Origin of the sequence: Streptomyces sp. NPDC053513 (assembly GCF_044544765.1) — a bacterium.
Classification (GTDB): domain Bacteria; phylum Actinomycetota; class Actinomycetes; order Streptomycetales; family Streptomycetaceae; genus Streptomyces; species Streptomyces litmocidini.
In genome coordinates this window covers 22,617-43,433 of the sequence record NZ_JBITXP010000037.1, presented here as the reverse complement: position 1 = coordinate 43,433, position 20,817 = coordinate 22,617, and the positions used below count along the sequence as shown (strand labels likewise).

General features: G+C 74.0%; 21 protein-coding genes. 10 read left to right on the top strand and 11 right to left on the bottom strand.

Features of this window, described 5'->3' with window-relative positions; translation table 11 throughout:
• Positions 1-99 precede the first annotated feature (99 nt).
• Positions 100-768 (bottom strand): response regulator, encoded by a 669-nt coding sequence (locus ACIGW4_RS35720; RefSeq protein WP_123450798.1) that lies wholly within the window; start codon positions 766-768, stop codon positions 100-102.
• A 133-nt stretch (positions 769-901) separates the two neighbouring features.
• Here ACIGW4_RS35720 and ACIGW4_RS35715 point away from each other — a divergent pair, with 133 nt between their 5' ends.
• From ACIGW4_RS35715 to ACIGW4_RS35700, 4 genes are all read left to right on the top strand, one after another.
• Positions 902-1,885: a tripartite tricarboxylate transporter substrate binding protein gene (locus tag ACIGW4_RS35715; protein ID WP_123450796.1), complete on the top strand. Its 984-nt coding sequence runs from the start codon at positions 902-904 to the stop codon at positions 1,883-1,885.
• On the top strand, positions 1,882-2,412 hold the full coding sequence (locus tag ACIGW4_RS35710) for a tripartite tricarboxylate transporter TctB family protein (protein ID WP_359589402.1): 531 nt from the start codon (positions 1,882-1,884) through the stop codon (positions 2,410-2,412). Before ACIGW4_RS35715 ends, ACIGW4_RS35710 begins: the two co-directional genes overlap by 4 nt.
• Before the next feature lie 3 nt (positions 2,413-2,415).
• Complete coding sequence (locus ACIGW4_RS35705) at positions 2,416-3,906, top strand: tripartite tricarboxylate transporter permease (RefSeq protein ID WP_123450792.1); 1,491 nt, start codon at positions 2,416-2,418, stop codon at positions 3,904-3,906.
• 142 nt (positions 3,907-4,048) lie between these two features.
• Positions 4,049-4,459, top strand: coding sequence for a DUF6299 family protein (locus ACIGW4_RS35700; RefSeq protein WP_123450790.1), 411 nt, complete (start codon positions 4,049-4,051; stop codon positions 4,457-4,459).
• A gap of 17 nt (positions 4,460-4,476) precedes the next feature.
• Here the strand turns inward: ACIGW4_RS35700 and ACIGW4_RS35695 are convergent, their stop codons facing one another.
• On the bottom strand, positions 4,477-4,962 hold the full coding sequence (locus ACIGW4_RS35695; RefSeq protein WP_123450788.1) for a DUF402 domain-containing protein: 486 nt from the start codon (positions 4,960-4,962) through the stop codon (positions 4,477-4,479).
• Complete coding sequence (locus ACIGW4_RS35690; protein ID WP_123450786.1) at positions 4,943-5,863, bottom strand: GNAT family N-acetyltransferase; 921 nt, start codon at positions 5,861-5,863, stop codon at positions 4,943-4,945. Before ACIGW4_RS35690 ends, ACIGW4_RS35695 begins: the two co-directional genes overlap by 20 nt.
• Positions 5,864-5,937: 74 nt before the next feature.
• On the opposite strand from ACIGW4_RS35690, the gene ACIGW4_RS35685 reads away from it, so the two are divergent.
• The gene (locus ACIGW4_RS35685; RefSeq protein ID WP_123450784.1) at positions 5,938-6,312 is read left to right on the top strand and encodes a GntR family transcriptional regulator; all 375 of its coding nucleotides are present in this window, start codon (positions 5,938-5,940) and stop codon (positions 6,310-6,312) included.
• An 89-nt stretch (positions 6,313-6,401) separates the two neighbouring features.
• Here the strand turns inward: ACIGW4_RS35685 and ACIGW4_RS35680 are convergent, their stop codons facing one another.
• Entirely contained in the window at positions 6,402-7,502 is a 1,101-nt protein-coding gene (locus ACIGW4_RS35680) for a DUF5925 domain-containing protein (protein ID WP_398710667.1), read from the bottom strand.
• Between the two features lie 211 nt (positions 7,503-7,713).
• Here ACIGW4_RS35680 and ACIGW4_RS35675 point away from each other — a divergent pair, with 211 nt between their 5' ends.
• The gene (locus tag ACIGW4_RS35675) at positions 7,714-8,520 is read left to right on the top strand and encodes an SGNH/GDSL hydrolase family protein (protein WP_359589405.1); all 807 of its coding nucleotides are present in this window, start codon (positions 7,714-7,716) and stop codon (positions 8,518-8,520) included.
• On the opposite strand, the gene ACIGW4_RS35670 is transcribed toward ACIGW4_RS35675, so the two are convergent.
• A complete protein-coding gene (locus ACIGW4_RS35670) occupies positions 8,504-9,475 on the bottom strand; it encodes a protein kinase (protein WP_398710668.1) in 972 nt (323 codons plus the stop codon). The two genes, ACIGW4_RS35675 and ACIGW4_RS35670, sit on opposite strands and share 17 nt — an antisense overlap.
• A 332-nt stretch (positions 9,476-9,807) precedes the next feature.
• On the opposite strand from ACIGW4_RS35670, the gene ACIGW4_RS35665 reads away from it, so the two are divergent.
• A complete protein-coding gene (locus ACIGW4_RS35665) occupies positions 9,808-10,080 on the top strand; it encodes a hypothetical protein (RefSeq protein WP_359589407.1) in 273 nt (90 codons plus the stop codon).
• A 98-nt stretch (positions 10,081-10,178) separates the two neighbouring features.
• On the opposite strand, the gene ACIGW4_RS35660 is transcribed toward ACIGW4_RS35665, so the two are convergent.
• The 3 genes from ACIGW4_RS35660 to ACIGW4_RS35650 form a co-directional block, all read right to left on the bottom strand.
• Positions 10,179-11,372, bottom strand: coding sequence for a CaiB/BaiF CoA transferase family protein (locus tag ACIGW4_RS35660; protein ID WP_399585708.1), 1,194 nt, complete (start codon positions 11,370-11,372; stop codon positions 10,179-10,181).
• A gap of 96 nt (positions 11,373-11,468) precedes the next feature.
• Positions 11,469-12,245, bottom strand: a complete 777-nt coding sequence (locus ACIGW4_RS35655; protein WP_399585706.1) for an ABC transporter permease — start codon at positions 12,243-12,245, stop codon at positions 11,469-11,471.
• Positions 12,242-13,180, bottom strand: coding sequence for an ATP-binding cassette domain-containing protein (locus ACIGW4_RS35650; protein WP_399585702.1), 939 nt, complete (start codon positions 13,178-13,180; stop codon positions 12,242-12,244). Before ACIGW4_RS35650 ends, ACIGW4_RS35655 begins: the two co-directional genes overlap by 4 nt.
• Before the next feature lie 62 nt (positions 13,181-13,242).
• Here ACIGW4_RS35650 and ACIGW4_RS35645 point away from each other — a divergent pair, with 62 nt between their 5' ends.
• Positions 13,243-13,968: a TetR/AcrR family transcriptional regulator gene (locus ACIGW4_RS35645; RefSeq protein WP_123450740.1), complete on the top strand. Its 726-nt coding sequence runs from the start codon at positions 13,243-13,245 to the stop codon at positions 13,966-13,968.
• 3 nt (positions 13,969-13,971) lie between these two features.
• Here ACIGW4_RS35645 and ACIGW4_RS35640 read toward each other — a convergent pair whose 3' ends face one another.
• The 3 genes from ACIGW4_RS35640 to hmgA all read right to left on the bottom strand — a co-directional run bounded on the left by ACIGW4_RS35640 (position 13,972) and on the right by hmgA (position 17,426).
• Positions 13,972-15,180, bottom strand: coding sequence for a type ISP restriction/modification enzyme (locus ACIGW4_RS35640; protein ID WP_359589411.1), 1,209 nt, complete (start codon positions 15,178-15,180; stop codon positions 13,972-13,974).
• Between the two features lie 142 nt (positions 15,181-15,322).
• Positions 15,323-16,072 carry a GntR family transcriptional regulator gene (locus tag ACIGW4_RS35635; RefSeq protein WP_123450738.1) on the bottom strand — a complete coding sequence of 250 codons (750 nt, stop codon included), beginning with the start codon at positions 16,070-16,072 and terminating at the stop codon, positions 15,323-15,325.
• 40 nt (positions 16,073-16,112) lie between these two features.
• Positions 16,113-17,426 carry a homogentisate 1,2-dioxygenase gene (hmgA, locus tag ACIGW4_RS35630; RefSeq protein WP_398710673.1) on the bottom strand — a complete coding sequence of 438 codons (1,314 nt, stop codon included), beginning with the start codon at positions 17,424-17,426 and terminating at the stop codon, positions 16,113-16,115.
• Positions 17,427-17,625: 199 nt separating this feature from the next.
• Between hmgA and ACIGW4_RS35625 the strand changes: the two genes are divergently transcribed.
• Complete coding sequence (locus ACIGW4_RS35625; protein ID WP_399585696.1) at positions 17,626-18,420, top strand: TetR family transcriptional regulator; 795 nt, start codon at positions 17,626-17,628, stop codon at positions 18,418-18,420.
• Positions 18,421-18,525: 105 nt separating this feature from the next.
• Entirely contained in the window at positions 18,526-20,727 is a 2,202-nt protein-coding gene (locus ACIGW4_RS35620; protein WP_399585693.1) for a molybdopterin-dependent oxidoreductase, read from the top strand.
• Positions 20,728-20,817: the final 90 nt, after the last annotated feature.

The following is a 20,817-nucleotide window of genomic DNA, read 5'->3' as shown; positions in this document are numbered from 1 at the left end:
GGCGGTGTGGGGTTGCCGAGCAAACTAGCCCCGGAAGAAGAGCGGATCGGGGCCTTTAGGGCCGCGTTAAGGCAGACGTAAGAGGCGGCTCAGGAACGGCTAGCCGAGCCGCCGGTAGCGGCGTTCCGGGCGGCCCGTGCCGCCGTAGCGGAGGGTGACTTCCGCGCGGCCCGTCTGGGCGAAGTACTCCAGGTAGCGGCGGGCGCTCACCCGGGACAGGGAGCCCGCCTCGGCGCACTCCGAGGCCGACAGGCCCTCCGGGTGGGCCCGCAGGACGGAGTCGACCAGGTCGGCCGTGTGCGCCGCGAGGCCCTTCGGGAGTTCGCGGGAGCCGCGGGGGCGGGCGCCGAAGATCTGGTCCACGTCCTCCTGGCGGGCCTCGTCCAGCTCGTCGAGGCGGTGGCGGAGGGAGGCCACGTGCCGCAGTTGCTCGTGCAGCGCCGCCGCCGTGAACGGTTTGATCAGATAGTGCAGGGCCCCGGCGCGCAGCGCCGAGCGGATCGTGCCCACGTCCCGCGCCGCCGTGATGAACAGCGCGTCCATGCCCAGACCGGCCGCGCGCAGCTCCCGCAGCACCCGGACACCGTCCATGTCGGGCAGGAAGACGTCCAGGAGGACGAGGTCGGGGCGGAGGCGCTCGGCCGCGCGGAGCGCCTCGGCGCCACTGTGCGCGACCCCCGCCACGGTGAAGCCGGGCACCGCCGACACGTAGCGGCAGTGCAGCTTGGCGACCATGAAGTCGTCGTCCACGACCAGCACCTTCGTCACGCCGACCCACGCTAGGTCCCGACCACAACGACCACAACGTCCGTTGGTTGCGGAAGAGAGACAGCTTCCTCACGCGAGGGCAACATGTGGGCCACCTCACACCCCCATCCCTCCTGCTTGAGAGGCGGCACACGTGCGGTTGCGCACCCCCTTCGCCCTCCTCGGGGCGGCCCTCCTGGTGCTCCTGGGCCCGCCGCTGCTCAGCCCGGGCACCGGCTCCGACACCGGCACCGCGATACCCGGCCTGCGCTTCATGGTCCCCAACACCCCCGGCGGCGGATACGACATCACCGCCCGCACCGCGGCCAAGAACGCCGAGGAAGCCGGTCTCACCGGCGACGTCGAGGTCTTCAACCTGCCCGGCGCGGGCGGCACCGTCGGCCTCACCCGGCTCGTCGGCGAGCGCGGCAACGGCCGCCTCGCCATGTCCATGGGCCTCGGCGTCGTCGGCGCCGTCCACACCAACAAGACGCCCAGGACACTCGCCGACACCACCCCGATCGCCCGGCTCACCGAGGAGCAGGACATCGTCGTGGTCGGCAAGAACTCCCCGTACAGGACGATCCAGGAGCTCCTCGCCGCCTGGAAGAAGGACCCCGGGAAGCTGCCCGTCGGCGGCGGCTCCTCACCCGGCGGCCCCGACCACCTCGCCCCGATGCTGATGGCGCAGGCCGCCGGGATCGCGCCGAAGGACGTCAACTACGTGCCCTTCGACGGCGGCGGCGAACTCCTCGCCTCCATCCTCGGCGACAAGGTCGGCTTCGGCGTCTCCGGCGTCGGCGAGTACCTCGACCAGATCGAGGCGGGGGAGCTGCGCCTGCTCGCCGTCACCGGACCGGAGCGGGTCCCCGGCCTCGACGCCCCCACGCTCCGCGAGGCCGGCCTCGACACCGAGTTCACCAACTGGCGCGGCATCGTCGCCCCGCCCGGCCTCTCCGACGCCGAGCGCGAGAAGCTCGTCGCCCTCGTGACCGGGCTGCACGACTCCCCGCAGTGGCGCGAGTCGCTGAAGACCCACGGCTGGAACGACGCCTTCCTGCCCGGCGCGGAGTTCGGTGACTTCCTCACCGAGCAGGACCGGCGGGTCGGCTCCGTCCTCAAGGAGTTGGGACTGTGACCACGACCGACAAGGCCCCTGCGACGACGCCGGCGAGGACCCTGCTGCGGGGGCGCTCCGAACTCGGCGTCGGAGCCCTCCTGTTCCTCCTCGGCGTCCTCGTCCTCACCGACGCCCTCACCCTCGACGCCGACGTCGCCGGCCGCGGTCCCGTCGGACCCGCGACCGTCCCCCTCGTCGTCGGCTGCGGCCTCCTCGTCGTCGCCGTCCTCCTCACCGTCGACGTGCTGCGCGGCGGCCGGGGCCAGGCCGAGGGCGGCGAGGACGTCGACCTGACGGAAGCCGCCGACTGGCGCACCGTCCTGCTCCTCGCCGGTGTCTTCCTCGCCTTCGCCGTTCTCATCGGCCCCCTCGGGTTCCCGATCGCCGGCGCCCTCCTCTTCTGGGGCGCCGCCCATGCCCTCGGCAGCCGGCACCTCCACCGCGACCCGCTGATCGCGGCCGTCCTCTCCCTCCTCACCTACGCCGTCTTCGACAAGCTGCTCGGCGTCCCGCTGCCCGGCGGCCCGCTGATGGGAGTGATCTGACCCATGGACGCCCTGAATTCCCTCCTCGACGGCTTCGGGACCGCCCTCACCCCGATGAACCTGCTGTGGGCCGCCATCGGCGTGCTCCTCGGCACCGCCATCGGCGTCCTGCCCGGCATCGGCCCCGCCATGGCCGTCGCCCTGCTGCTCCCGGTGACCTACGGGCTCGAACCGACCGGCGCGTTCATCATGTTCGCCGGCATCTACTACGGCGCCATGTTCGGCGGCTCCACCACCTCGATCCTCCTCAACACCCCCGGTGAGAGCGCGGCCGTCGTCGCCGCCATCGAGGGCAATCCGATGGCCAAGTCCGGGCGCGGCGCACAGGCCCTCGCGGCCGCCGCCATCGGCCACTTCGCCGGCGGCATGATCGGCACGACCCTCCTCGTCGTCCTCGCCCCGACCGTCGCCGCGCTCGCCGTCGACATCGGCGCCCCCGACTACCTCGCCCTCATGGTCCTCGCCTTCATCGCGGTGACCTCCGTCCTCGGCTCCTCCCGCATCCGCGGCCTCGCCTCGCTGCTCATCGGCCTCACCATCGGGCTCGTCGGCCTCGACCAGATGACCGGCCAGCAGCGTCTCACCTTCGGCTCGCTCCAGCTCGCCGACGGCATCGACGTCGTCATCGTCGCGGTCGGCCTCTTCGCGATCGGCGAGGCCCTCTGGGTCGCCGCGCACCTGCGCCGGGCGCCGGGGGAGGCCATCCCGGTCGGCCGCCCCTGGCTCGGCCGGGACGACGTCGGGCGCACTTGGAAGTCCTGGCTGCGCGGCCCCCTCATCGGCTTCCCGTTCGGCGCGATCCCGGCCGGCGGCGCGGAGATCCCGACCTTCCTCTCGTACGTCACGGAGAAGCGGCTCTCGAAGCACAAGGACCAGTTCGGCAAGGGGGCCATCGAGGGCGTCGCCGGTCCCGAGTCCGCCGCCTCGGCCTCGGCCGCCGGCACGCTCGTCTCCATGCTGACCCTCGGGCTGCCCACGACCGCCGTCGCCGCCGTGATGCTGGCCGCGTTCCAGCAGTACGGCATCCAGCCCGGACCGCTGCTCTTCGAGCGGGAACCCGAGCTCGTGTGGGGCCTCATCGCCTCGCTGTTCGTCGGCATGGTGCTGCTGCTCGCGCTCAACCTGCCGCTCGCCCCCGTCTGGGCCAGGCTGCTGCGCATCCCGCGCCCGTACCTGTACGCCGGCATCCTCTTCTTCGCCGCCGTCGGCGCCTACGCGGTGGGCGGGGAGGCGCTCGACCTGGTCGTGCTGCTCGTCATCGGCCTGATCGGCCTCGGGATGCGGCGCTACGGCCTTCCGGTGCTGCCGGCCGTCATCGGCGTCATCCTCGGCCCGGCGGCCGAGCAGCAGCTGCGCCGCGCCCTCCAGATCAGCGACGGCTCCCTGACGGGCCTGGTGGACACCCCGTTCTCGGTCACCGTCTACACGGTCGTCCTCGTGCTGCTCGCCTGGCCGCTGGTGAGGAGGGCGACCGGCCGCCGGGCGCCGGCCTGAGGCACGCGCGGGAGGACCGTACGACCGTATGTGCGGCGATCGGTCCAACTCGCCCCCGATGGGGTGAGATTCGGACGATCGGTGGCCTGATCCGGTATCCCTGGCGGGCAGCACCTCCCCCCACCCCGAAAGGACCCCGCCCATGCGCGTCCGCCTCGTCCTCACCGCAGCGGCCCTGCTCACCGCCGCCGTCGCCCCCCTCGCCCACGCGGGAGGGGCCGACGACCTCACCATCGACGAGTACGGCACGGTCGGCGCCGACAGCACGGTCACCGTCTCCGGCACGTACCGCTGCCTCGACGACAGCGAAGGACCCGTCTTCGTCAGCTCCACCCTCAAGCAGGGGAGCCGTTCCACCGGCATCGGCGGCACCCGGGCCGTCTGCGACGGACACCTCCACACGTGGACCAACAGCGCCGTCGTGAAGGAGCCCGCCTACCACCCGGGCGCCGCCCGGGTGGAGGCCACCCTCGTGCAGCTCACGGCCGGCGCGTCGGGCCTGCCGCTGCCGGGCTTCCTCGCCACCGAGCAGGCGGACGTCGAGCTGCGCTGAGGAGGCCGGGGCAGGCCTCAGGCCTGACGCAGCAGGTCGAGCAGGCCCTCCCGGCCGAGCACCTCCAGCTCGTCGAGGGCCACCACGGCACGGGCCGCCGCCTCCGGGTCGGAGGCGGCGAGACCGCTCGCCGCGAACTCGTCCTCGTCGAGCCGCAGCACCTCGCTGCCGTCCGCCGACACCCACAGGTCCAGGTCCAGGTCCTCGACCACCACTCCGGCACCGTCGATCAGGGCGGGCCGGGTGATGTCGCAGTACCAGCCCTTCAGGGAGCCGTCGGCCGACCACACCTCCTTGACGGTGAACCAGCGGTCGCGCCAGTAGTGCTCCACGAACACGTCTCCGGGCTCGAACCGCACGAAACCGAAGTCCCGTACCCCCTCGGCCGCCCACGGGGCCCGCACCGAGAGCCGGGCGCCCTCCTCCGCCAGCACCTCGGCCGGGTAACGGATCTTCGTCCGGCCCGCCTTCGTCAGGGTGATCTCAACCGATCGTCCGGACATGCCGTACCTCCGTCGCGCAGACCTCGTAACCGAACCACTCGTTGATCGCCAGCATCGGTTCGTTGCCGGCGTCGTTGCTCGTGAACGCCTCCGTGCAGCCCGCGGCCCTGGCCCGGTGCAGCGACGCGCTCTTGGCGAGCTTCGCGAGCCCGCGGCCCCGGAACGCCGGCGCGGTGCCCGTCATCCCCGACCAGTACCGGCCCAGGCCGTCCGTCTGCGCCGCGCTGAACGCCGCCGGCACCCCGTCGACCACCGCGACCGTCGTCAGCGCCCGGTCGAGCAGCGGATGGTCCCAGGTGGTCTCCCGCCAGTGCGCGTAGTCGTCCAGCTCCGCGCCCACGTCCCCCGGCTCGTCCGCCGTCGTCACCGCGTCCAGCTCGAACAGCGGCCGGGGATCGGCCGCGAAGTCCTCCGCCGTGCGCAGCTCGACCCCGGCCGGCGGGTCCTGCGGCGGCAGCTCGGCCGTCGTCAGGCCGAGCCGCAGGAAGTGCGCGCTGCGGCTGGGCGCGTACCCCCGCCGTTCGGCCCACGCGCGGTTCGCCGGCTCGTCGAGGACCCAGCTGTACAGGACCCGCGCGCCCCGCTCCACGAGGTGCTCCTCGGCGGCGCGCAGCAGCAGCGTCCCCGCGCCGAGTCCCCGGTGCGCGGGGTCCACGTAGACGTTGACGGAGCCGATCCCGGGCTCCGGCGCGTCGTGGGCGATCCTCAGCTGCGCGGTCCCGATGACCGCGCCGTCCTCGGTCTCGGCGACCAGCGGGCGGTCGTGGGCGTCGGGGTGGGCGTGGGCCCAGTCGAAGGCGAACTGCTCGGCGGTCGCGAGCATGAAGGGGAGCGCTGCCCGGCGCACCCGGGCGTAGCCCTCGGCGTCCGGGGCCCGTACATCACGGACGATCACAGTCATGGGGTGGCACGCTACGGGCGCGGGACGCACCGCCGCCTCCCATTTTCCCGCGGGGTGGGGGCAGAATCGGCCGGGTGACACTCACCATCGCTGTGGACCACGGATCCACCACCGCTCCCTACGAACAACTGCGTGCCCAGATCTCGGAACGGGCCCGGTCGGGCCGACTGCCGGTCGGATACAAGCTGCCGACGGTACGGGGGCTCGCGGAGCAACTGGGCCTCGCCGCGAACACGGTCGCCAAGGCGTACAAGGCCCTGGAGGCGGACGGAGTCATCGAGACGCGCGGGCGGCACGGCACCTTCGTGGCCGCCGCCGGTGACGCGGCGACCCGCCGGGCCGCCACCGCCGCCGCCCAGTACGTCGAGGAGGCCCGCCGTCTGGGGCTCAGCCGCGAGGCCGCGGAGGCGGCGCTGAACGAGGCCCTGCGGGCGGCGTACGACGGCTGACGCGTCCGTACGCGTCACGGACGGGGACGCCCCCCCCGCGGGCGGGGGACGCGTCGGTGCGCCGCGGGCGGCCGACGCGTCCGCGTCCGCTACAGGTACAGCCCCGCCCCCGCCGAGCGGGGCTCCGGGAGGCCCGCCGGGGGCGTGCCGCGGCGGAGCGCGAACAGCTCCGCCAGCGTCGCGCCCTCGCGCGGCACGTCCTCCTCGCGGCCGAGCCACTCCACCGACTCGGCCCGGCTCAGCGGCCCGACCTCGATGCGGGCCAGGCAGCGGCCCGGCCGGACCACCGCCGGATGCAGCCGCTCCAGGTCCTCGTTGGTGGTGACCCCCACCAGGACGTTGCGCCCCTGACCCAGCAGTCCGTCCGTCAGGTTGAGGAGCCGTGACAGGGCCTGCCCCGCCGTGTGCTTCGCCCCGCCCCGGATCAGCTCGTCGCAGTCCTCCAGGAGCAGCAGCCGCCAGCGCTCCTTCGACGTGCCGTCGTCCTCGCCGATGGCGATGTCCATCAGATAGCCGATGTCGTTGAAGAGTCGCTCGGGGTCGAGGACGCAGTCCACCTGGCACCAGTCCTGCCACGCCCGGGCCAGGGTCCGCAGCGCCGAGGTCTTGCCCGTGCCCGGCGGGCCGTGCAGCAGCAGGAGCCGGCCGGTGACGTCCTCCGGGGTGACCTTCATCAGGCCGTCCATCGCGGCGGCCACCGACGCCGAGTAGTTGGGCCGGACCTCCTCCCAGGTCCCGGCGCTGATCCGGCGGGTCATGCGCCGCGGGCCGCGCTGCGGTGCCACGTACCAGAAGCCCATCGTCACGTCCTCGGGCTCCGGTTCGGGTTCGTCCTTCGCCCCCTCCGTGGCCTCGGCGAGGATCCGCTCCGCCAGTTCCGGGTCGGTCGCCGTGACGGTCACGTCCGCGCGCCGGTTCCAGCGGGAGGAGAGGATCGTCCAGCCCTCGCCCTCGGCGAGCACCGCGCTGCGGTCGTCGTCCCGCGCCGCCCGCAGCACCCTGGCCCCCTCCGGGAGCAGCGTCGCGTCGGGCTTGGCCCGGTCCAGGGTGGTGCTGTGGGAGTGCGGCTGCACGCCGGTCGCGAAGCGGTCGAGGAACAGGGCGTCCAGGACGTCCCCCGGGGAGTCGCCGTCGTCGAGGCTGACGACGACGGGCAGCGTGGCGGGCGGTACGGAGGGGGTGTCGGGCATGCGCCCATGATCGGGCAACCGGCGGGGCCGCGCACCGGGTTTTGCGGCTGTCACGGCGTCAGGCACATCGCCCCCGGAAGTGGCCTGATCTCGACTGCTCCTGACGGGTGATCGAGAGCTGTTCATCCCCAGTTTTGACATGAACACTTCCGGCGGGGCGGATCCGATGCTACTACCTGGTAGCGCAGAGATCCTGCTACAGGGAGGTTCCATGAGACTGTCCCGTTCCGCCGCCCTTTCGTCCTCGCTCCTGCTCGGTGCCGTCCTCGCCCTCACCGGGTCGGGCGCGGCCCAGGCCACCGAGACCGCCGCACTCGACTACGTGGCCCTGGGGGACTCGTACTCCTCCGGTGTCGGCGCCGGGAGTTACGACAGCGCCAGCGGCGACTGCAAGCGCTCCACGAAGGCCTACCCGGTCCTGTGGAAGAACGCCAACGCCCCCTCCTCGTTCGCCTTCACCGCCTGCTCCGGCGCCCGAACGGGTGATGTGACCGCGAATCAGCTCGGACCCCTCTCGGCCGCCACCGACCTGGTGTCCATCACGATCGGGGGAAATGACGCCGGTTTCGCCGACGTCATGACGACCTGTGTGCTCGAGTCCGAGGCCACCTGTATCAACCGTGTGAATCAGGCCAAGGCCTACGTGGACACCACGCTCCCCGGCAAGCTCGACTCCGTCTACAACGCCATCAGCGCCAAGGCGCCCGCCGCCCACGTCGTCGTCCTCGGCTACCCGCGCTTCTACCAGCTGAACGGAACCTGCATCGCCGGCCTGAGCGAGAACGAGCGCAGCGCCATCAACAACGCCTCCGACTACCTCAACGCGGCCACCGCCAAGCGCGCCGCCGACCACGGCTTCACCTTCGCCGGCGTCGTCCCCGCCTTCACCGGGCACGAGATCTGCTCGGGCTCCGCCTGGCTGCACAGCCTCAACTGGCTCAACATCGGCGAGTCGTACCACCCGACCGCCTCCGGACAGTCCGGCGGCTACCTGCCCACCTTCAGGAACGCGGCGTAGCCGGACCGCCGTCGGCGCCCGGAGCGCCGGAACCCGCCGGAGCGGTGCTCGTGACACCGCCGGGCCCCGGCCCGGTACCCGGCCCGTCGTCCCGTACCGCCTGATACACCAGCGCACCCGCGAGCAGCAGCGCCCCGACGATCCCGGCCACCAGGACGGGCCACCGGCGGGGCGCCGTCCGTGGCGGGCCCGACGGCCGGGCCGGCGCCGACGACGCACCCGCGCGCGTGCCGGTGTCGCCCTCCCCGCCGCGGCCGGTCCGGGGCGGAGCGGAAGTCCCGACCGGCCCCGCCTCCGCCCTCGGCGTGCCGCCCGAGGCCACCCGGCGCAGCTCGCGCTCGGCCTGATCGGCCGTCACGGCGGGCTCCTCGCCCGTCAGCCCGTCGATCACGGCGCCCAGCGGCCCGGACCGGTCGTCCGCCGCCGCCTCCAGGAGCGCCCCGACGGCGCGCAGATCCGTCCCGGGGCCCGTGGAGTCGTCCGGCGCGCCGCCGAAGCCGGTGACGACGACCCGCCCGTCGTTCGCGAGGAGCACCTGCCCCGGCCCCACCCCCCGGTGCGGCACGCCCGCCTCCCGGGCGGCCCGCAGGCCGGCGAGCACCTCGGCGCCGACGCGCGCGGCCTCGCGCGCGGGCAGCGGGCCGTCCGCGTCGAGGGTCTCGGCGAGGGTGAGGCCGCGGACGAGTTCCGTCACGACCCAGGGCCGGCCGTCCTCGGTGGCCACGCCGAGGACCCGTACGACGGAGGGGTGGGAGATCCGCGCGGCGGCCCGCGCCTCGCGCTCCCGGCGCGCGTACAGCAGGGGGAGCTCGTCGGCCGGCAGCCCGGCCGGGGCGCGGAACTCCTTGAGTGCCACCTCGTGGTGGTCGGTCTCGTCCAGGGCGCGCCAGACGGTGCCCGTCGCCCCCTCGGCGAGGACGTCGAGCAGCCGGTAACGACCCGCGATCACCGTCATGGATCCACGGTAGCCGAGGGGCGTCCTCCCGGCTCCGGTCCTGCGCGGGTCCCGCGCGGATCCCGTGCGGGGCGGCCCGGACGATCTTGGTGGTGGAGATCACACCCGTCCGCGTGTCCGTGGACGGCGGTCCGGAGGGCAGGATGGTTCGTGATGATTCGGCAGGTGTTCGAGTGCTGTCCAACTCACCCTGGAATCAGATGTATTCGGACAGTCATCGTCAACCCCCGTACGAGTGCGGTGAATCCCGCCGCCGGGATACACGGGTGTCACGATGGAGCGATAGGGTTAACCTGCCCGGGCCGGGTGCCCTTGTACGGGTGGGGAGTGACATGGAACAGATAGCAATGCGCAGCAGGCCGCGAGTGCCTGCCATCACCTGCGGAAGCAGCGCGACCAGTTCGCGGCTCGACCGCCATCTCGCGGTGCTCGGCGGCCCCGCCGTGCCCCAGCGCGAAGCGGCCGAGGCGACGCTGCTCATGCGGGAACTGACGTCGCGTACGCGCGAGGTGCCGGTGCACGGCCACCGCAGCCGCAGCGCGCGGGTCTCGCTCTTCGCCCCGCTCCGGCGCCTGCGCAGCTCGCTCTTCGGTACGCGCCACTAGGGGCCCCGCCGCTCGTACGGCCCCGACCGCGACTCCGCCGGACGTGTCCCCGCCCGTCCGGCGTTCCGTCGTGCCCGCCTGACGCTCCCCGCTCCCCGTCAGGCGATCACCCCCGCCTCCCGCAGCTCCTTCACCTCGGCCTCCGGCACCCCGAGCTCGGCGAGGACCTCGTCCGTGTTCTGGCCGAGGGAAGGGATCCGGTCCATCCGGGGCTCCGGCGCGTCCGGGAACACGATCGGCGGCAGCAGCGCCCGCAGCGGCCCCACCGGGGACTCCACCTCCCGCCACCGGTCGCGTGCCGTCAGCTGCGGGTGATCCGCCAGCTCCGCGACCGAGTTGAGCCGGGCGCAGGCGATGCCCGCCGCGTCCAGCCGCGCCAGCGCCTCGGCCGCCGTCAGCGGGGCGAGCGCCGCCGCGACCGCCGCGTCGGTCGCCGCGCGCCCCGCCACCCGCGCCGTGTTCGTCGCGAACGCCGGGTCGTCGGCGAGTTCGGGCCGGCCGAGGACCCGCTCGGCGAGCCGCCGCCACTCCCGGTCGTTCTGCACGGAGAGCAGGACGAGCCCGTCCGTCGTCGGATAGGCGTCGTACGGGGCGATCACCGCGTGCGCGAGCCCCGTGCGCGCCGGGGCCGCGCCCCCGTGCATCCCGTGGTGCAGCGGATGCCCCATCCACTCGGCCAGCGAGTCGAGCAGGGAGACCTCCACCGGACCGCCCCGGCCGGTCGTGCCGCGCCGGACGAGGGCGGCGAGGACACCGGAGAAGGCGTACATCCCGGCGGCGATGTCGGCGGCCGGGATCCCCGACTTGACGGGCTGCTCGGGCGTGCCGGTCACCGACACCAGGCCTGCCTCGCACTGCACGAGCATGTCGTAGGCCCGCTTGTGCGCGTACGGCCCCTCCGCCCCGTACCCCGAGACGTCCACCGCGATCAGCCACGGGTGCGCCGCGCACAGGGCGGCGGCGTCGAGGCCGAGGCGGGCCGCCGCGCCCTGCGCCAGGTTCTGCACGAAGACGTCGGCGCCGGCCACCATCTTCCGGACGAGCGCCAGGCCCCGGGGGTCCTTGAGGTCGATCGCCACCGACTCCTTGCCGCGGTTGCACCACACGAAGTGGGAGGCGAGGCCCCGGGCGGCCGTGTCGTATCCCCGGGCGAAGTCCCCGCCGTCGGGGCGCTCGATCTTGACGACGCGGGCGCCGAGGTCGGCGAGCTGGCGGGTGGCGAAGGGCGCGGCGACGGCCTGCTCGACGGTGACGACCGTGACCCCGGCGAGGGGGAGTGGCTGGGTGCTCATGAACGATCTGCCTACCGTGCCGGTGCTCCTCCTGTCATCAGGGCCTGCGTCACGCGGGGCCCCTCGTCCGGGGCGGACCCGCGCCGTCGGACCGCGTCACCCCCGGGCGTACCTGCGCACCGCGAGCGGGGCGAAGACGGCGACGAGGCCGAGCGACCAGAGCAGCGCGCCCGCGACCGGGTGGGCCACCGGCCAGGCCGCGTCCGCCGGGACCGGCGCGTTGCCGAACAGCTCGCGCACCGCCGTGGTGACCGCCGAGAGGGGATTCCACTCGGAGACCGTCCGCAGCCAGGCGGGCATGCCGTCGGTCGGGATGTACGCGTTGGAGAGCAGCGGCAGCATGAAGGCGGCGCTGCCCAGCTGTCCGGCGGCCTCCTCGCTCTTCGAGGCCAGGCCGAGCAGGATGCCGGCCCAGGTCGTCGCGAAGCGGAAGAGGAGCAGCAGGGCGAAGCCGCCCAGGGCCTCGGGGAGCGTGCCCTCGATCCGCCAGCCCATGGCGAGGCCGACCAGGATCAGCGGGACGGTGCCGACGGCGCTCGCGAGCAGGTCGGCGAGGGCCTGCCCGAGGGGGACGGCGGCCCGGCTCACGGGCAGGGTCCGGAAGCGGTCCATGACGCCCCGGTGGGAGTCCTGCGCGGCCTGGAGCATGCCGGTCATCAGACCGCCCGCGGCCGTCGCCACCAGCATGCCGGGCACCAGGAAGGCCCGGTACTCGGGCCCGGGGGCGGCGAGCGCGCTGCCGAAGACGTATCCGAAGAAGAGCAGGAAGACGATCGGCATCGTCTGGGTCATGACCGTGATCGCGGGCGCGTGCCTGATCCGCCGGAGGTGGCGGCCGAGGACGGCGGTCCCGTCGTGCACGAGGGCGCTCACGCGACGAGCTCCTTCCGGTCGGTGAGGCGCAGGAACACCTCGTCGAGGGTGGGCGGGCGCAGGGAGGCGTCGACGAGGTGGACGCCGGCCGCGTCGATCTCGCGGACGATCCGGGGGAGGGTGAGCGTGGGGTCCGTGGTCACCGCGCCCACCGTGCGCCGCTCGGCGTCCAGGACCGGCGCCGAGCCGGTCAGCTGGTCGAGGACGCCCGCGGCCGCTTCGAGGGACGAGGGGTCGGCGACGACGACCTCGGCCCAGCTGCCGACGAGCGCCTTCAGTTCGGCCGGGGTGCCGCGCTGCGCGGCCCGCCCCTCGTCGATCAGCACGATGTCGTCGGCGAGCCGGTCCGCCTCCTCCAGGTACTGCGTGGTCAGCAGCACGGTCGTGCCCTGGTCCGCCAACTCCCGTACGGCGTCCCAGATCCCGTTGCGGCTGTGCGGGTCGAGGCCGGTCGTGGGCTCGTCGAGGAAGAGCACCCGCGGCGGCACGATCAGGCTCGCGGCCAGGTCCAGGCGGCGCCGCATGCCGCCGGACCAGGTGCGGGCGGGCCGGCCGGCCGCCGCGGCCAGGCCGAACCGGTCCAGGAGCTCGTCGACGCGGGAGCGCGGGGCGCGCAGCAGCCGGGCGAAGAGCCGCAGGTTCTCGGCGCCGGTGAGGTCGCCGTCGACGGAGGCGTACTGCCCGGTGACGGCGATCCGCTTCCGCACCCCCGCCGGGTCGCGCACCACGTCGTGGCCCGCGACGAGCGCGCTGCCCGCGTCGGGCGCGACCAGGGTGGTGAGGACGCGGACGGCGGTGGTCTTGCCGGCGCCGTTGGGCCCGAGGACGCCGCAGACCGTGCCCTCGGGGACGGCGAGGTCGAGGCCGCGGAGGGCGTGCACGTCGCCGTAACGCTTCCGCAGGCCTTCACTAAGTACAGCGTACGTAGTCGTCATGGCGCGACCCTACCCCACTACGTACGCCGTACGTAACTACGATGGGAGCGAGGTGATGATCCATGGCGGGCCGAGCGGCCGAACCGGAAGTGATCTGGGCGCGGCCCGAGCGCGCGGGCCGCGGCCCGAAACCGGCCTACAGCCGACGGGACATCGTGGACGCGGCCGTCCGCATCGCCGACGCCGACGGCATCGACGCGGTCTCCATGCGCCGCGTCGCCGCCGAACTCGGCTGCGGCACCATGTCGCTCTACAACTACGTCCCCCGCAAGGAGGACCTGTACGAGCTGATGGTCGACGCGGTCAGCGGCGAGTACGAGCTCCCCGAGGAGCCCAGCGGCGACTGGCGCGCCGACATGACCGCGATCGCCCACCAGACCCGCGCGATCATGTACCGCCACCCCTGGCTGGCCCGGGTGATGACCACCGCCTACGGCTTCAGCCCCAACGCCCTGCGCTTCCTGGAGTGGTGCCTCGGCTGCCTCGTCCCCCTGGACCAGCCCGCCGGGCTCAAGATGCAGCTGATCGCCATGGTCAACGGCACGGTCATGGCCACCGTCGCCAACGAACAGGCCATCGCCGAACGGGCCCGCGGACTGCCCTGGTCCGAGGAGGAGGAACAGGCCGTGCGCGGCGCCTACCTCATGGGGCAGGTGGCGAGCGGCCGGTACCCGCACCTCGCCGCCCTGCTCGCCGAGGCCCCCGCCGCTCCCGTCGACGCGGACGAGGTCTTCGGGATGACCATCGCCCGCCTCCTGGAGTCCTTCGCGCCGGACGGCGGCCGGTGACGCTCAGAGCAGCATGAACTGCCCCTCCGGGCCCTCCTCCTGATGGTCGAGCACGGAGGCGGGGCGTCGGGACCGGGACGGTGCGGGAAGGACCCCGGCGGCGACGAGGTCCGCCCGGCCGAGGCCCCCGGCCGTCAGCGCCCGCCGCTCCGGCTCCCGGGCCCCGAGCAGCGCGAGCACCGTGACCAGGTCGAGCAGCTCCGAGGTCCACTCCTGCGGCCAGGCGGCCGGCCCGATCGCCTCCAGGGTGCCGGGCTCCACCGGGGCCGTCCGGTGCGCGAACCACTGTTCCAGGACCCGCACCCCGCCGACCCGGTACTCCCAGGCCTCCGCCGGCACGGGCGAGATCCGACCCCCGTCGAGGACCAGCGCCTCGTCCTCGGAGTCGTACGTCATCGTCGTCGGCCGCGCCGGGACCGCCGCCCGCACATAGGGCCGCCGTCCGCCCGGCAGCCGGGGCCTCGTCCCGGTCAGGGCGCCGCGCAGCTGCACGTCGGCGAGCTCCCGGCCGAGCGCCACGCCCGCCGCCCACGCCTCCGGGTCCCCGGGCAGCGGGACGCGGCACCCGGCGGGGGAGGGGAGCGCCGCCGCCACCGTCCACGCCAGCCAGTCACGGGCGTCGACCTCGCGCCCGTACCGCTCGCCGAGGAAGTCCAGGAGGCCGGGCGCGAGATTGGGCTCCCGGCCCCCGGGGCGCCGGAACAGCGGCCGGATGCGGCCCGGACGGCCCGCCGGGGAGCGGCCCTCCGGCAGCGCCGCCGTCACCAGGAGCGGGGGGCCGGCCGCCCCCGGCACGTACCCCTGCTCGACGGCGAAGAGCTGCGGCTCCCCGGCGACCCGCCACAGCTCCGGGCGGGCGGTGTCGATCAGCCGGTGGTCCGGCAGCAGCCACTGCTCGTCGAACGGCCCGTGCGCCACCCGCACCGGCTCCGGGCAGGGTCCCGTCTCGCGCGCGAAGCGCGTGGTGCCGGTCCGCTGCCCGGGCAGCGCGCCCACCGCGCTCGCCGGGGTCCTCGCCCGGCTCGGCCGGAACAGCGCCTCCCGCTCGGCGCCCTCGGCGGCCACGAGACGGTCCCACCGGGTCCGCAGGGTGCGGGCGTCGGGGGCGACGATCCATGACCGGCCGAACCGCAGCGGGGCCACGGACCACGGCATCAGCTCGTCGAGGAGGGGCGGCTGGTCGGGACGCGCGTCTTCCGTCACGCCCCGCATGCTAACGACGGCGGTCGGTGCGCTCCACCGTCAGCGCGCCCCACCGGTGGTGAGCTCCACCGGTGGTGAGCTCCACCGGCGGTGCGCTCCACCGGTAGTGAGCTCCACCAGCAGTGAGCTCCACCGGTGGCGCGTTCCGCCGTCACTGCGCTTCCACCGTGACCGTGAAGGAGAAGCGGTCGCCGCGGTAGCGGATGCGGGCCACGTCGACGACCCGGCCGTCCTCGTCGTAGGTCACGCCCGTGTAGTGGAGGATCGGGGAGAGCAGCGGGACCTGGAGCAGGGCCGCCGTCTCCGGGTCCGCGAGACGGGCCTCGACCGTGTCCGTGATGCGGCTGATCCGCACCCCGACCACGTCCCGCAGCACCTTCGTCATCGGCCAGCGCTCCAGATCGGCCGGGTCGATGGCGTCGGCGAACTCGGGCCGCACCGCGTTCTCCGCCCAGTTGGTCGGCTCGCCGCTCTCCCCGTCGCTGCGCAGCCGCCGGTACGCCACGATCTCCGGCACGTCCGGGAAGTACTCCGCGAGCTCCCCGGGCACCGGCCGGGTGTCGTGCCCGAGGACCGTCGTCCGCTCGCCCGACTGCTGGGCCACGATCGCGTCGATCGAGCCGAGCAGCCGGCGCGGCGTGGACCGCCGGGCGCCCGGCTCGATGAAGGTGCCGCGCCGCCGGTGCCTGCTGATCAGGCCCTCCTCCTCCAGCTCCTTGAGGGCCTGGCGCATGGTCAGCACGCTCACGCCGTAGTGGGCGGCGAGCTGCTCCTCGGTGGGCAGCCGCAGCGAGGCGTCGGGCGTGCGGCCCAGTATCGAGGCGCGCAGCGACTGCGAGACCTGATACCAGAGCGGCAGCTTGCGGTTCAGGACCAGCGAGTCGGGAGCGAAGGCGGTCACGGGTACTCCGTACGAAGGCTACGGGCTTACGGCCGAGACATTACGGCCGGAAGTGGCGCTCAAGACCCTGCCATACGTCGTCGTATCCCTTCTGCAGGTGGTCGGCGCCCGCCGCCTGCGGGGTGGTGGTCACCGGCCAGCGGGTCTCGAACATGAAGGCGAGGCCGTCGTCGATCTTCTGCGGCTTCAGCTCGGCGGCGGACGCCTTGTCGAAGGTCTCCCGGTCGGGGCCGTGCGCGGACATCATGTTGTGCAGCGAGCCGCCGCCGGGCACGAAGCCCTCGGCCTTGGCGTCGTACGCGCCCTCGATGAGGCCCATGTACTCGCTCATCACGTTCCGGTGGAAGTACGGCGGGCGGAAGGTGTCCTCGCCGACCAGCCAGCGCGGGGCGAAGACCACGAAGTCGACGCCCGCGAGCCCCGGGGTGTCGGAGGGCGAGGTGAGGACCGTGAAGATCGACGGGTCGGGGTGGTCGTAGGAGATCGTCCCGATGACGTTGAAGCGGCGCAGGTCGTAGACGTACGGGGTGTGGTTGCCGTGCCAGGCGACGACGTCCAGCGGCGAGTGCCCGTACGTCGCCGACCAGAGGTTGCCGCAGTACTTGTTGACCACCTCGACCGGGCCCTCGACGTCCTCGTAGGCGGCGACCGGGGCGCGGAAGTCGCGGGCGTTGGCGAGGCCGTTCGCGCCGATCGGGCCGAGGTCCGGGAGCTGGAACGGGGCGCCGTAGTTCTCGCAGACGTAACCGCGGGCCGTCTCGTCGAGCAGCTCGACGCGGAAGCGGACGCCGCGCGGGATCAGCGCCACCTCGCCCGGGTGCGCGGCGAGCAGGCCCAGCTCGGTGCGGAGGAGGAGGCCGCCGCGCTCCGGGACGATCAGCAGCTCGCCGTCGGCGTCGCCGAAGACCCGCTCCATCGAGGCGTTGGCGTGGTAGAGGTGCACGGCCATGCCGGTGCGCTGGGTCGCGTCGCCGTTGCCGCCGAGGGTCCACAGGCCGGCCAGCCAGTCGGTGCCGGGAGCCGGCTCGGGCAGCGGGTTCCAGCGCAGTCGGTTGGGGTCGGGCACGGTCTCGGTGAAGGGGGCGCCGACGAGGGCGCCGTTGTCGATCCGGGTGAACGGCGGGTGCGCGGCCGAAGGGCGGATCCGGTAGAGCCAGGAGCGGCGGTTGTGGGACCGCGGCTCGGTGAAGGCGCTTCCGCTGAGCTGCTCGGCGTAGAGGCCGAGGGGTGCGCGCTGCGGCGAGTTACGGCCGTCCGGCAGTGCGCCGGGGACCGCTTCCGAGCTGTGCTCGTTGCCGAAACCGGTGCTGTAGGTGAGCGCCTCGGCCGTCTTCCTGGCCTGCTCCGTGGTCATCGACCGCTCCTGTCCTGAGCCCGCGAGGGAATCCTATGGATGACCGTAGGATTCCGCGCGCCCCGCGTCAATGGGGCGTCGACGCGGATGCCCGCCACGGGGCCGACCGGCCCGCCCGCACGGCCGTATCGGCCCGCCGGCCGCCTCCCCGTATCGCTCTTCGGCCCGCTGATCGCCTGATCCCCACCGGAACGGCATCATGGACCCCGTGCCCCTGCCCCGCCCCCGAACCCAGCCGGCGCTCCGCCGCGCCCCCGTGCAGCAGCGCAGCGCCGAGCGGCTGGCCCGGATCCTCGACGCCTGCGCCGTGCTCCTCGACGAGACCGGGTACGAGCAGTTGAGCACCCGTGCCGTCGCCGCCCGCGCCGGCGTCCCCATCGGCTCCGTGTACCGCTTCTTCGGCAACAAGCGGGCGATGGTTGCCGCCCTCGCCCACCGGAACCTCGACCGGTACGCCGAGCGGGTCTCGGAGCGGCTCGCCGGGACGCCGGTTCTCGACGCCCGCGGTGCCATCGACGGCGTCCTCGACGAGTTCATCGAGATGAAGCGGACCGTCCCGGGGTTCGCGCTCGTCGACTTCGGCGTGCCCGCCGCCGCGCCCGGAGAAGCCGTGACGGAGGGCCCGGCGGGCGGCGCGGTGGGGGACGAGGCGCAAGGCGGGGTGGGGGACGCGGCGGACGGTTCGGTGGAGGGCGGGACAGGCCGCCCGGTGGAGGACGAGGCGGAAGGCCCGGCGGGCGGTTCGGCCGGCGACCCGGTCGAGGCCGTCGCCGAGGACCCCAACCGGCTCGTCGCCGAACGGATCTGCGCGCTCCTCGCCACCCACCTGGGCCGCGCCGCCGACGAGGAGCTGCACCGGAAGGTGCTCGTCGGCGTCGAGACCGCCGACGCCCTGGTGCGGCTGGCCTTCCGGACGGACCCCGCCGGGGACCCGGCGCTCGTCGCCGAGACGCGGTGCCTGCTCCACGCGTATCTGGCGCCCTCGCTCTCCTGACCTTCTCCCTCCTGGCCTTCCGCCCCATGACCTCCCGCAGACCCCTCCCGCCCGTGCCTACCGGTCGGTAGGCTCGGCGTCACCCGACGCACCCAGGGAGACGCCATGCCCACCGCCCTGCGCATCTGCCCCCTCTGCGAAGCCACCTGCGGACTCACCCTGACGCTCGACGGGAGCCGCGTCACCGGGGCGCGCGGCGACCGCGACGACGTCTTCAGCCAGGGGTTCATCTGCCCCAAGGGCGCCTCCTTCCCCGAGATCGACGCCGACCCCGACCGGCTCCGCGCCCCCATGGTCCGCAAGGACGGCAGGCTCCAGGAGGCCACCTGGACCGAGGCGTTCGACACGATCGCGGCCCGGATCCGGCCGATCGTCGAGGAGCACGGGCCGGACTCCGTGGGCATCGTCCTGGGCAACCCCAACGCGCACACGATGGCCGGCGCCCTCTACCCGCCGCTGCTGATCGGCGCGTTGCGCACCCGGAACCTCTTCACGGCCTCCACGCTCGACCAGATGCCCAAGCACGTCTCCAGCGGCCTGCTCTTCGGAGACCCCTTCGCCGTCCCCGTACCGGACCTGGACCGCACCGACCACCTGCTGATCCTCGGAGCCAACCCGCTGGACTCCAACGGCAGCCTCTGCACCGCCCCCGACTTCCCCGGCAGGCTCAAGGCGCTGCGCCGGCGCGGCGGCACCCTCACCGTCGTCGACCCCCGGCGCACCCGCACCGCCCGCCTCGCCGACCGGCACGTCGCGATCCGCCCCGGCGCCGACGCGCTGCTCCTCGCCGCCCTCGTCCACACCCTCTTCGACGAGGAGCTCACCGACCTCGGCCCGCTCGCCGCCCACGTGAAGGGCGTCGAGGAAGTGCGGGAGGCGGTACGGGAGTTCAGCCCCGAGGCGGTCGCCGCCGCCTGCGACGTGGACGCGGACACCATCCGCGCCCTCGCCCGGGAGCTCGCCGCCGCGCCCACCGCCGCCGTCTACGGGCGGATGGGCAGCTCCACCGTGGCGTACGGCAGCCTCGCCAACTGGTTCGTCGACGTCCTCAACGTCCTCACCGGCAACCTCGACCGGCCCGGCGGCGCGCTCTTCCCGCTCTCCGCCACCGCGCCCGCGCCCCGCCCCGCCGGACCCGGCAGGGGCTTCGCCCTCGGCCGCCGGCACAGCCGGGTCTCGCACCACCCCGAGGTCAAGGGCGAGCTGCCGCTCGTCGCCCTCGCCGAGGAGATCGAGACGCCGGGGGAGGGGCGCGTCCGCGCGGTGATCACCGTCGCCGCCAACCCCGTCCTCTCCGCCCCCGACGGGGACCGCCTCGACGCGGCCCTCGGCTCCCTCGACCTGATGGTCGCCGTCGACCCGTACCTCAACGAGACCACCCGCCACGCCGACGTCCTGCTGCCCCCGCCGCCGCCCTCCCGGAGCGCCCACTTCGACTTCGCCTTCAACTCCTTCGCCGTCCGCGACCAGGCCCGCTACACCCCGGCGGCCGTCCCCCTCGAAGCGGACCGCATGGACGAGTGCGAGATCCACGCCCGGCTGATCCTCGCCGTGTCCGGGATGCACGGCGCCCCGCCGTCCGCCGTCGACGACCTCGCCATCGGCACGACCCTCGCCAAGGCGGTGACGCAGGAGCACTCGCCGGCGTACGGCGCGGACCCCGAGGAGTTCGCCGCCCGGCTCTCCGGCGCCACCGGAGCCGAGCGGCGGCTCGACCTGATGCTGCGGCTCGGGCCGTACGGCCTCACCCTCGACGAGCTGAAGGCGCACCCGCACGGCGTCGACCTCGGCCCGCTGAAGCCGCGCCTGCCCGCGCTCCTCAAGACCCGCAGCGGACGGATCGAACTGTTCCCGGCGCCCCTCGCCGCCGACCTGCCCCGGCTACGGGCCGCCCTCGACGCCGTGCCGGAGCCGGGGACCCTCCAGCTCGTCGGGCGCAGGCACCTGCGCTCGAACAACAGCTGGCTGCACAACACCCCGGCCCTGGGCGGGGGTTCGAACCGCTGCACCCTCCAGGTGCACCCCCGGGACGCGGAGCGGCTGCGGCTGACCGACGGCGGGGTCGCCCGGGTGAAGGGGGAGGGCGGTGAGGTGGAGGTGCCGGTGGAGGTCACCGACGGCGTGCGGCCGGGCGTCGTCAGCCTCCCGCACGGCTGGGGCCACGACCGGCCGGGCACTCGGCTCGCCGTCGCCTCCACCCGCCCCGGCGTCAACGTCAACCAGCTGCTCGACGGGTCCCGGATCGACCCCCTGTCCGGGACCGCCGTCCTGAACGGCTTTCCCGTGGAGGTCTCGCCCCTGGCGTAGCACAACTTCTCTGACCTGGGGTTTTGCTCGTATTGCTCACGCGTCAACGTCTTGTTAAGGGCGGAAGGGGGCACCTACGGTCATCCGGAC

Bases quoted from the DNA above. Each gene is read 5' to 3' on its own strand.
- ACIGW4_RS35705 (WP_123450792.1), top strand. From the start codon at position 2,416: ATGGACGCCCTGAATTCCCTCCTCGACGGCTTCGGGACCGCCCTCACC.
- ACIGW4_RS35700 (WP_123450790.1), top strand. From the start codon at position 4,049: ATGCGCGTCCGCCTCGTCCTCACCGCAGCGGCCCTGCTCACCGCCGCC.
- ACIGW4_RS35695 (WP_123450788.1), bottom strand. From the start codon at position 4,962: ATGTCCGGACGATCGGTTGAGATCACCCTGACGAAGGCGGGCCGGACG.
- ACIGW4_RS35690 (WP_123450786.1), bottom strand. From the start codon at position 5,863: ATGACTGTGATCGTCCGTGATGTACGGGCCCCGGACGCCGAGGGCTAC.
- ACIGW4_RS35680 (WP_398710667.1), bottom strand. From the start codon at position 7,502: ATGCCCGACACCCCCTCCGTACCGCCCGCCACGCTGCCCGTCGTCGTC.
- ACIGW4_RS35675 (WP_359589405.1), top strand. From the start codon at position 7,714: ATGAGACTGTCCCGTTCCGCCGCCCTTTCGTCCTCGCTCCTGCTCGGT.
- ACIGW4_RS35670 (WP_398710668.1), bottom strand. From the start codon at position 9,475: ATGACGGTGATCGCGGGTCGTTACCGGCTGCTCGACGTCCTCGCCGAG.
- ACIGW4_RS35665 (WP_359589407.1), top strand. From the start codon at position 9,808: ATGGAACAGATAGCAATGCGCAGCAGGCCGCGAGTGCCTGCCATCACC.
- ACIGW4_RS35660 (WP_399585708.1), bottom strand. From the start codon at position 11,372: ATGAGCACCCAGCCACTCCCCCTCGCCGGGGTCACGGTCGTCACCGTC.
- ACIGW4_RS35650 (WP_399585702.1), bottom strand. From the start codon at position 13,180: ATGACGACTACGTACGCTGTACTTAGTGAAGGCCTGCGGAAGCGTTAC.
- ACIGW4_RS35645 (WP_123450740.1), top strand. From the start codon at position 13,243: ATGGCGGGCCGAGCGGCCGAACCGGAAGTGATCTGGGCGCGGCCCGAG.
- ACIGW4_RS35640 (WP_359589411.1), bottom strand. From the start codon at position 15,180: ATGCGGGGCGTGACGGAAGACGCGCGTCCCGACCAGCCGCCCCTCCTC.
- hmgA (WP_398710673.1), bottom strand. From the start codon at position 17,426: ATGACCACGGAGCAGGCCAGGAAGACGGCCGAGGCGCTCACCTACAGC.
- ACIGW4_RS35625 (WP_399585696.1), top strand. From the start codon at position 17,626: ATGGACCCCGTGCCCCTGCCCCGCCCCCGAACCCAGCCGGCGCTCCGC.
- ACIGW4_RS35620 (WP_399585693.1), top strand. From the start codon at position 18,526: ATGCCCACCGCCCTGCGCATCTGCCCCCTCTGCGAAGCCACCTGCGGA.